10 protein-coding genes are annotated in these 9,323 nt (G+C 74.8%); all 10 read right to left on the bottom strand.

All coding sequences use genetic code 11. The features are described from left to right. Window positions 1–259: family 43 glycosylhydrolase (locus tag FA014_RS15485; RefSeq protein ID WP_230323229.1), on the bottom strand; the 259-nt coding region annotated here is incomplete at its 3' end. Then, window positions 256–1,563 (bottom strand): family 1 glycosylhydrolase, encoded by a 1,308-nt coding sequence (locus FA014_RS15480; protein ID WP_154730550.1) that lies wholly within the window; start codon window positions 1,561–1,563, stop codon window positions 256–258. The genes FA014_RS15485 and FA014_RS15480, both read right to left, overlap by 4 nt. Continuing rightward, entirely contained in the window at window positions 1,560–2,465 is a 906-nt protein-coding gene (locus tag FA014_RS15475; protein ID WP_154730549.1) for a carbohydrate ABC transporter permease, read from the bottom strand. The genes FA014_RS15480 and FA014_RS15475 overlap by 4 nt, the downstream gene beginning before the upstream one ends. Then, complete coding sequence (locus FA014_RS15470) at window positions 2,465–3,433, bottom strand: carbohydrate ABC transporter permease (RefSeq protein ID WP_154730548.1); 969 nt, start codon at window positions 3,431–3,433, stop codon at window positions 2,465–2,467. Before FA014_RS15470 ends, FA014_RS15475 begins: the two co-directional genes overlap by 1 nt. Window positions 3,434–3,499: 66 nt before the next feature. After that, window positions 3,500–4,756: an ABC transporter substrate-binding protein gene (locus FA014_RS15465; protein WP_154730547.1), complete on the bottom strand. Its 1,257-nt coding sequence runs from the start codon at window positions 4,754–4,756 to the stop codon at window positions 3,500–3,502. Window positions 4,757–4,936: 180 nt separating this feature from the next. After that, window positions 4,937–5,974: a LacI family DNA-binding transcriptional regulator gene (locus tag FA014_RS15460; RefSeq protein ID WP_154730546.1), complete on the bottom strand. Its 1,038-nt coding sequence runs from the start codon at window positions 5,972–5,974 to the stop codon at window positions 4,937–4,939. 56 nt (window positions 5,975–6,030) lie between these two features. Beyond that, window positions 6,031–7,317 (bottom strand): Na+/H+ antiporter NhaA, encoded by a 1,287-nt coding sequence (gene nhaA, locus FA014_RS15455; protein ID WP_154730545.1) that lies wholly within the window; start codon window positions 7,315–7,317, stop codon window positions 6,031–6,033. Between the two features lie 105 nt (window positions 7,318–7,422). Next, window positions 7,423–8,163: an anti-sigma factor gene (locus FA014_RS15450; protein WP_154730544.1), complete on the bottom strand. Its 741-nt coding sequence runs from the start codon at window positions 8,161–8,163 to the stop codon at window positions 7,423–7,425. Further along, the gene (locus tag FA014_RS15445) at window positions 8,144–8,791 is read right to left on the bottom strand and encodes a sigma-70 family RNA polymerase sigma factor (RefSeq protein ID WP_328288213.1); all 648 of its coding nucleotides are present in this window, start codon (window positions 8,789–8,791) and stop codon (window positions 8,144–8,146) included. The genes FA014_RS15450 and FA014_RS15445 overlap by 20 nt, the downstream gene beginning before the upstream one ends. After that, a partial coding sequence (locus FA014_RS15440) for a class F sortase (RefSeq protein ID WP_154730543.1) occupies window positions 8,788–9,323 on the bottom strand: 536 nt, incomplete at its 5' end. The genes FA014_RS15440 and FA014_RS15445, both read right to left, overlap by 4 nt.

Raw genomic sequence — 9,323 nt, 5'->3', positions numbered from 1 at the left:
CGCCGGCGATCCGGTGGATCTCCGGGGCCCAGATCAGGTGCGACTGCGGACCCGACGCGTGCCGGGTCCAGATCGTCACCTCCTGCGCGGCCTGCAGGTCCTCCAGGCGCTCCGCACGACGCAGCACGATCCGGTCGTACAGCGGGTGCGACCCCGTGAAGTAGTACTGCCCCCCGTGCCGCAGCACGCACGGGTCCGCCCGCTGCAGCACGATCGGGTTCACGCCCACGCCCGACCCCGCACCGGTGCCCTCCGTCACGCGGCCCACCGCCTCTCCACCGCCGTGGCGGCCCCGTTGGCCCGCGCGTCCGTCGCCAGCGCGCGGTACGTGTCCGCGACCGGCGTCCGCCGGCGGTCCAGCCCGCCCGCGCCGTCCTCCACCAGGTCGAACAGTCCCATCGTCAGCAGGTACTCCTCGCGCTCGGCCGTGCCGTGCCGGTACGTCCACTCGTACATGTCGAACACCGGCCACCAGGTGTACCCCACCACGCGGTGCCCCAGGGAGCGCAGCGTGCGGATCGCCGCCACGGACTCGTGCAGCCAGGCCACCCGGTCGGCGACCGGGGCGGTCACCGCGGTCTCGGTCAGCATGACGGGCGCCCCGTGCCGGCGCTCGGCCTCCAGGAGCACCTCGACCAGGCCGGCCACGCCGGCGTCCTGCGCGGGGCGGGGGTCGGCGAACCCGCCGCGGTGGTGCACACCGTCCTCGAACACCTCGGTGGAGATGCGCGGGTAGTAGTTGACGCCCATCACATCGGGCCGCACGGCGTGGTCGGCGAACCACGCGAGGTCCGCGTCGGCCATCCCGTGCGCGCGCAGCACGCCGGCGAGCGGGTGCCGGTCGTCGACCGCGCCGGTCACCAGGTCCTCGACCAGGTGCGCCTGGTGGGTGAGCCGCTCGGCCTGCGCCCGGTGCTCGCCGTGCACGTCCCCGGCGTAGCGCATCGAGGCGTCGACGTGCATGAAGGTCGCCCGGTCGCCGAGCACGTCGGCGATCCCCCGCTGGGTGCGGACGAAGCCCTCCCCCAGCGCGCGGACCATCGTCGTCAGGCCGGTGTCGCCCGTGAGGTACGGCGGCCAGTAGCCGTACACCCCGCAGAACAGGGCGTGGATCATCGGCTCGTTCACCGGCGTGTAGTCGGTGACCCGGTCGCCGTACCGCTCCGCGAACGCCACGCCGTACTCCGCGACGACCTGCGGGTAGTCAGGGTGCGCGAACTGGCCGTCGAGCCACAGCGGCGTCCCGTAGTGCAGCAGGTCGATGACCGGCCGCAGCCCGAGCTCCCCGAACCGGTCGACCACGCGGTCCACCCAGGACCAGTCCCACACCCCGCGGCCGGGGTTGACCCGGTGCCACGGCACGCCCCAGCGCAGGAACGTCGCGCCGGCGTCCGACGCGAGGCCGAGGTCCTCGCCGTACCGGGCGTAGTGGTCGGTGAGGGCGTACTCGTCGATCGGGCGCTCGCCGGGGCCGCCCTGCGGCACGAACGTGTCCTCGATCCCGAGCCCGAAGTGCAGGGCGCCGTCCTCGAACCAGCGGCCGCCGGCCGCGGCCCCGGTCACTTGAGCCCCGTGGTGGCGATGGACTCGATGAACTTGCGCTGCACGAGCATGAAGGCGAGGACCAGCGGGACGACCGCGACGAGCGCGCCGGCCATCATGACGCCGTACGGCACGATGCCGCCCGGGCCCGTGAGCTGGGTGAGTCCGGATGTGATGGTGCCCATCTCCCGTTCGGTGGTGAAGACCAGCGGCCACAGCAGGTCGTTCCAGTTGTTGACGAAGACGAAGATCGCGAGCGTCAGCACGGCGGGGCGTGCGTTCGGCAGCACGATCTGCCAGAAGACCCGGAGCTCGGAGGCGCCGTCGATGCGCGCGGCGTTGTCGAGGTCCCGCGGCAGCGCCACGAAGAACTGCCGGAGGAAGAAGATCCCGAACGCGTCGGCGGCGCGCGGCGCGATGAGCCCGGCGAACGTGTTCACCCAGCCCAGGTCGCTGACGATCTGGTACACGGGGATGAGGGTCGCCTGGAACGGGATCATCAGCGTCGCGACGATCGCCACGAGCAGCGTCCGGCGGCCGCGGAAGTCGATCCGGGCCAGCGCGTAGGCGGCCAGCGCGTCGAAGGCGACCGCGAACGCCGTCACCCCGCCGGCGAACAGGAAGCTGTTGCCGATCAGCCGGGCGAACGGCAGGTCGGCGAAGATCCGCTCGAAGTTCGCGGTCGTCCACGCGTCGGGCAGCAGCGTCGGCGGGTAGGCGTTGACCTCCGCGGTCGGCTTGAACGCCGTGAACAGCACGATGAACAGCGGGAGCAGCACGATCAGCGTCGTGACGGCGACCGCGGCGGTGAGCAGGACCGTGGACACGCGGACCCGGCGGCGGCCGGCGGCGACGACGCGCCGCTGCTCCGGGGCCGGGGCGGGTGCCGGTGCGGCGCCGGGCGTCAGGGTGGCGGCGGACATCAGGACTCCTCCTCGCGGCGCCCGAAGAACACGAACTGGACGATGCTGAGCGCGAGGGTGGCGAGCAGCAGGACGTAGGACAGGGCGGAGGCGAACCCGAGCTCGAGCTTGCGGAAGCCGGACTCGTAGATCTCCATCACGACCGTCTGGGTGTTGCCGTAGGGGCCGCCCCCGGTCATCACGTAGATCTGGTCGAAGGCCTGCAGCGCGGCGATCAGCGCGAAGATCAGCACGAACGCGGTGGTGTTCGACAGCATCGGCAGCGTGATGTGCCGGAAGCGGGACCAGGCGCCGGCGCCGTCCATCTTGGCGGCCTCGTACAGCGAGCCCGGGATCTCCTGGAGCCCGGCCATGAAGATCACCATGTAGAAGCCGAAGTTCTTCCACACCGCGACCAGGGCGACGGCGGGCATCGCCAAGGTGGGGTCCTGGAGCACGTTGCCCAGGTCGATCCCCACGCCGCGCAGCCAGTAGTGCAGCAGCCCCACCTGCGGGTCGATCAGGTACGACCACGCCAGCGCGGCCACGGCCAGCGAGATGATGAACGGCAGGAACAGCGAGGTGCGGAACAGCCCGCGCAACGGCAGCCGGTCGTTGGTCAGCAGCAGCGCGAGCGCGAGCGCCACGACCACGGCCGTCGGCGTGAACAGCAGGGCGTAGACCACGGTGTTCAGCACCGCGTCGCGGATGTCGGGGTCGGTGAAGATCCGGGTGTAGTTGTCCAGCCCGACCCATTCGGCCCGGCCGAACCCGCTGGCGTCGGTGAACGACATCTGCAGCGCGGAGATCATCGGCCAGACCACGAACACCGCGAGGATGATCAGGGCCGGCGCGAGGAACGCGAGGGCGGTGCGGGTGCGGCGGCTGCCGGTGCGGGTGCGCTGCCGGACGGGGCCGCCGCGCCCGCCGAGCGGGGCGGGTGCGCGGTAGGCCCGCTTGCGGGACCCGGCCGCGTGCGCGGTCGTCATGAAAGGTGCCTCTCGAAGGTGGCGGGCCGCCCCCGGGGGAGCCGGGGGCGGCCGGTCCGGTTCGGGTCAGTCGTCCAGCGCGGCCTGGATCGCGGTCTGCGCCTGGGCCAGCAGCTCGTCGACCGGCTCGCCGGCCATCGCGCGCTGGGTCAGGTCGTCGACCGCGGTCAGCACGTCGGTGCTGTTCACCACGCCGGGCAGCAGCGGGCGGCCGAGCTCGGCCTGCTCCGTGAGCGCGGCCACGACCGGGTTCTCGTCCACCTCGTCGGCGGTGACGTCGGTGCGCAGCGGGGGCCAGCCCGAGCCGAGCGCCCAGGCGACCGACTCCTCGCGCGACAGGAAGTACGAGAAGAACTCCTGTGCGGCCTCCTGCTGCGCCTGGTCGGCCTGCCGGGTCAGCGCCATCGAGACGCCGATCGCGGACGCCGCCTGCTCCTCGGGCCCGGCCGGGATCGGCGCGATGCCGTAGTCGATCCCGTTCTCCTCGGAGACGGTCGCCATCCAGGGCCCGCCGACGTACATCGCGACGCGGCCGCTGCTGAACAGGCTGTCGCCGCTCACGCCGTCGACGCCGGTCGGGCTGATCTTCCCGGCGGTGACCGCGTCGTGCCAGAACTCCAGCGTCTCGGCGTTCTCCGGCGAGTCGATGACGGCCTTCCCGTCCTCGACGACGGCGCCGCCGTTGCCGTAGAACAGCGTCGGCCACACGCCGTTGCCGACCGTGGCGTGGTCGGCCAGGGCGAGGCCGTACTGCTCCGGGGTGCCGTCGCCGTTCTCGTCGACGGTCAGCGCCCGGGCGGCGGCGACCCACTCGTCCCAGGTGGTCGGGACGGCGACGCCGGCCGCGTCGAGCAGGGCCTTGTTGTAGAACATGGTGAGCGGCACGAAGCCGGTCGGGACGCCGTAGGCGGTGCCGTCGACGGTGACCATGTCGAGCGCGCCGGCGTTGAGGTCCGGCGTGGCCTCGTCGTCCGCGTAGAAGTCGTCCAGCTCGACGAACGCGCCGCGGTCGGCGTAGACCGGCAGCCGCTCGGCCGGCATCGCGACGATCTCCGGGCCGTTGTCCGCGGACAGCGCCGGCAGGAACGTGTCGTCGATGACGTCCCAGGGGTTCACCTGGGTCGTGATGGTGATCTCGCCGTCGTGCGCGGCGTTGAAGTCGTCGACGATCTGCTCGAGCACGTCGCCGTCGGCCTCGGTGTACCCGTGCCAGAAGGTGAGCTCGACGGGACCGTCGGAGTCGGAGGAGCCGCCGCTGGAGCAGGCGGCGAGGGTGAGCGCCAGGCAGACCGGCGCGACGACGAGGGCGGGGATGCGCTTCATTGCGTGGAGTCCTTTCGGGAGAGCCCGCATACAACGTTGTAAGACAACGTTGTAAGTGGGATCTTGGAGCGCGGGGCCGGGGCGTGTCAACCCGGGGCCCGGGTGATCGCCGGGGCGCAGGAGGGCGCGCGGGCGGCCACGTGGGCGCGCCGGTCCCGGGCGGCCACGTGGAGCCGCCGGTCAGCCGCCCGTGGACTCCCGGACGACGAGCCGGAAGTCCGGCGCGAGGACGCGCGGCTCGAGCTCGCCGCGCGCCCGGTCGTCGATGCGCTCCCGGAGCAGCCGCACCGCCTCGCGCGCGATGTCGTGCCGCCCGGGCTCGACGGTCGTCAGGCTCGGGTAGGTGTACCGGCCGTCGGCCACGTCGTCGAACCCGACCAGGGCGACGTCCCCCGGCACCGCGACGCCCCGCTCCTGGAGCGACCGCAGGGCACCGAGCGCGAGGTCGTCGTTCATGGCGAACACGGCGTCCATCCGCACGCCCGCGTCCAGCACCCGCGCCATCGCCTCGGCCCCGCTCCTGCGGTCCCAGGTCTCGACCGGCACCACCAGCGCGTCGTCCACCGCCAGGCCGGCGCCGTCGACCGCGGCCCGGTAGCCCGCGTACCGCAGGGCGGCCACGCCGGTCTCCTCGGTCGCGTGCGCGCCGAGCAGCATGACGCGCCGCCGCCCGAGCCCGAGCAGGTGCGCCGTCGCGGCGCGCGCCGCCTCCTCGTGCCGCATGGTCACGTGGTCGACCGGCCCGTCGAACAGCGGCTCCCCCAGCACCACCAGCGGGCGGCCCGCCGGGTCCGGGACGACGTCCTCGTGCGTCAGCCCGAGCGGCGCCAGCAGCAGCCCGTCCGTCAGCGACAGCCGGGGGTTCCGCAGTGCCTCGAGCTCCCGCTCGCGCAGCCCGCCGGTCTGCTCGACCAGGACGACGAGGTCCTGCTCCGCGGCGACCCGGATCACCTCGTCGGCCAGCTGCGCGAAGAACGCCTGGCTCAGCTCCGGGACCGCGAGGCCGATCACGCCGCTGCGGCCGAGCCGCAGGTTCCGCGCGGCGAGGTTCGGCCGGTAGCCCACCTGCTCGACCGCGGCGAGCACCTTCGCGCGGGTCGACTCCCGCACCTGGGGGTGGTCGTTGAGCACGTTGGACACCGTCTTGAACGACACGCCCGCCACCTGCGCGACGTCGCGCAGCGTCGGGGCGGCCCTGCCCTCGGGTTCGATCGCCACGGGGCCGAGGTTACAACGTTGCAACGGCGCGCGGGGCCGATCCGGCCGTCGGCCGGTCAGCGCGACGTGCCCGGCCCCGCCGCACCGCCGCCGACCGCCGGCTGGACGCGGTCGACCTCGCCGTCCTCGTTCATGTCCGCGGCCCGCGGCCGCCGGGCATCCCGCCGCAGCAGCACGGCCGCCCCGGTGGCCGCGAGCAGCGTCGCGGTGAGGACCGCGATCTTGGCGGCGCCCACCATCCCCGCGTCGCCCTCGAAGGCGAGCTCGGCGATCAGCAGCGACACGGTGAACCCGATGCCCGCGAGCAGGGCGACCGGGGCCAGGTCCCGCACGCCGATCCCGTCCGGCAGGCGCAGGGTCCGCCCGCGGGTCACGAGCGCGACCACGCCGAGGATGCCGGCGACCTTCCCCACCAGGAGGCCGAGCACCACCGCGGGGACGACCGGCTCGGCGAGCAGGCCGGCGAAGCCGTCGCCGCCCACGACGGTCACGCCGGCGGCGAAGAACGCGAACACCGGCAGGGCGACCACGGCCGACCAGGGCTTGATCGCGTGCTCGTAGCGCTGGGCGCGGGACCCCGCCCCCCCGTGCACCGGCCGCGCCGGGACGGTCAGGCCCAGGAGCACCCCGGCGATCGTGGCGTGCACCCCCGACGCGTGCATGCAGCCCCACGCGACCAGCCCGATCGGCCACAGCAGCCACGGGTGGACGTACGGCGACCGCGCGAGCGCGGCGAACGCCGCCACGGCGGCGAGCGCACCGGCGAGCGGGCCCCAGGCGAGGCCGTCGGAGTAGAACGCGGCGATCACGGTGATCGCGAGGAGGTCGTCGACCACGGCCAGCGTGAGCAGGAACGTGCGGATGGCGATCGGGAGCCCGCGGCCGAAGATCGCGAGCACCGCGAGGGCGAACGCGATGTCGGTGGCGGTGGGGACCGCCCAGCCCGGCAGCGCGTCGCGGTCGCCGGAGGCCGTGACGACGGCGACGTACAGCGCCGCCGGCACCAGCATCCCGCCGACCGCGGCCAGCACCGGCACGGCCGCCCGCCGCGGGTCCCGGAGGCTGCCGGCGACCAGCTCGTGCTTCAGCTCGAGCCCGACCGCGAAGAAGAAGACCGCCAGCAGGCCGTCCGCCGCCCAGTGCGCCAGGTCCAGGTCCAGGTGCAGCGCGTCCGGACCCAGGGTGAACGCCGACAGGCCGGCGTAGCTCCCGCGCCAGGGCGAGTTGGCCCAGACCAGGGCGACGAGCGCGGCCGCGACCAGCAGGGCGCCGCCGGTCGTCTCGCGGGACGCCCAGCGGGACAGGGCGGACGGGGCGTGGGCGTGCGGGGGCGAGGAGGTCATGCGGTACTCCCGGGGCGGCTGGACCACCTGCCCGGAGGGTCGCCGGACAGGGAGCCGACCAGACTTCCCGGCACACCGCGTCCCAGGATACGGGGGGCCGCGCGGTCACGCCCGCCGGTCGAGCGCCCCCCGCACGATGCTGTCCCCGGAGTGCGCGGGGTCGCCGTCGAACGGCTCGGCCGACACGTCCACCACCGGGAACTCGTCGAGGTCGAGGCCGGGCGGGACGGCGAACCGGCCCTCGTCGCCGTCCAGCGCCCCGAGGCTGACCAGCCGCGTCGCGTCCTGGTCCAGCAGCCACACCGCGCGGAAGCCGTCCTCCTCGGTCGGGGACACCCGCACCACGAGCGTGCGCGTCCCGTCCGCGCCCTCCTCCAGCCACGCGTCGCCCGAGGCCGCCCAGCCGGGCAGCGCGTCGAGCCGCGCCTCCGCGACCACGGTCTCCGCCGGCCGCTGGACGGACGCGACGACGGCGCCGCCGCCGACCGCGCCGACCACCAGACCCGCGGCCACGGCGAGCAGCCACCGGCCGCGGGAGCCACGGACGGGCGCGCCGCCCGACCGGGCGGACCCCGTGCCGTCCCCCGGCTCGGTCACGACGGGGCCGGCCGGGCCGGGCCGCACGTCCGGGGCCAGACCCAGCTCGGCGGCGATCCGCTCCCAGACGGCGTCGGGCGCGGGCACGAGCGCCTCACCGGCCCCGGCACGGGCGGTCGCGGCCGTCGACCGCAGGGCCGCCAGCTCGCGGGCGCACCGGTCGCACGCCGCGAGGTGCCGCTGCTCCGCCGGGGTCACGGGCTCGCCGACCGCGTGCAGGGCGAGGGCGTCAGGCTCGAGGTGCGGCACCGTCCCTCACCTCCTCCATCCGGTCGCGCAGCCGCAGCAGGCTACGTCGGATGTGGCTCTTCACGGTGCCGAGCGGCAGGTCGAGCCGGCGGGCGATCTCGTCGTGCGTCAGGTCGCCGTAGAACGCGAGCGCCAGGATCGTGCGCTGCGGCTCGCCCAGCTGCTCGAGCTCGTCGACGACCGTCACCCGCTCGGCGACCGACGCGACGTCCGGGACCTCGGCCCGGTCCGCGCGCCGCGCGACGGCGTGCAGGTCCCGGACGTCGCGGCTCCGCCGGGCCAGCGCGTCCGTGACGGCGTTGCGGGTGATGCCGGTCAGCCAGCCGCGCAGCGCACCCCGGTCCGCGCGGTAGCCGGAGCGCCCGCGCCACGCGGAGACGAACACCTGCTGGGTGACGTCCTCCGCGTCGGCCGCGGACCCCAGCGTGCGCAGCGCCAGCGTGTGCACGTACGCCGCCCACCGGCGGTAGGCCTCCGCGAGGGCGTGCTCGTCGCCGGCCTCGAATGCGCGCGCGAGCGCCTCGTCGTCCCACTCGGGCGGTGGGCGCAGGTGCGCCACGGTCCTGGGCAGGGCGGTCCTCCTCGTCGGGCGGCGCGGCGGCTGCGGCGCGATCTGCTGCGCGGTCACGGGGCGTCCGCGGGGCTGGCGGTGACGAGCACGTTGTCGCGGTAGTGGCGGGTGCCGCGGTCGAAGGTACCGCCGCAGGTCACGAGCGCCAGCCGCGGGGGCCCGTCGCGGGTGAACACGTCCGGCCAGCGGGCCTCGCTCTTGGGGAACCGCGTCACCGCGTCCACCACGTACGTGCGGGTGCTGCCGTCGGCCAGGTCCACCCGGACCTCGTCCCCGGGGACGACGTCGACGAGCCGGACGAACGGCCCGGTGCCGGCCGAGGCGACCGAGTCGACGTGCGCGGCGACCACGGTGGTACCCGCGGCGTCGCCGGGGTCGGACCCGTACCGGTACCACCCGCCGCGCTCGGCCAGCGGCGGGATCTCCATCTGGCCATCCTCGGCCACCCCCACCGGGTCGACCGGCACCTCGATCGACCGCGCGGGCACCGCGACCCGGACCGGGGCGCCGCCGTCGTCCTCGGGCGGCGGCGGGGTGGCCGGCACCACGGGGACGGCGGGCGCCGCGGGCGCGTCCGTCGGCGTGGCCG

The organism is Cellulomonas hominis (assembly GCF_005239125.1).
GTDB classification, from domain to species: domain Bacteria; phylum Actinomycetota; class Actinomycetes; order Actinomycetales; family Cellulomonadaceae; genus Cellulomonas; species Cellulomonas hominis_A.
Note: the sequence above shows the minus strand (reverse complement) of the source record. Positions and strands in the feature narration are given on the sequence as shown.

Coding starts and splice junctions, on each gene's coding strand:
- FA014_RS15475 (WP_154730549.1), bottom strand. CDS start 2,465: ATGTCCGCCGCCACCCTGACGCCCGGCGCCGCACCGGCACCCGCCCCG.
- FA014_RS15470 (WP_154730548.1), bottom strand. CDS start 3,433: ATGACGACCGCGCACGCGGCCGGGTCCCGCAAGCGGGCCTACCGCGCA.
- FA014_RS15465 (WP_154730547.1), bottom strand. CDS start 4,756: ATGAAGCGCATCCCCGCCCTCGTCGTCGCGCCGGTCTGCCTGGCGCTC.
- nhaA (WP_154730545.1), bottom strand. CDS start 7,317: ATGACCTCCTCGCCCCCGCACGCCCACGCCCCGTCCGCCCTGTCCCGC.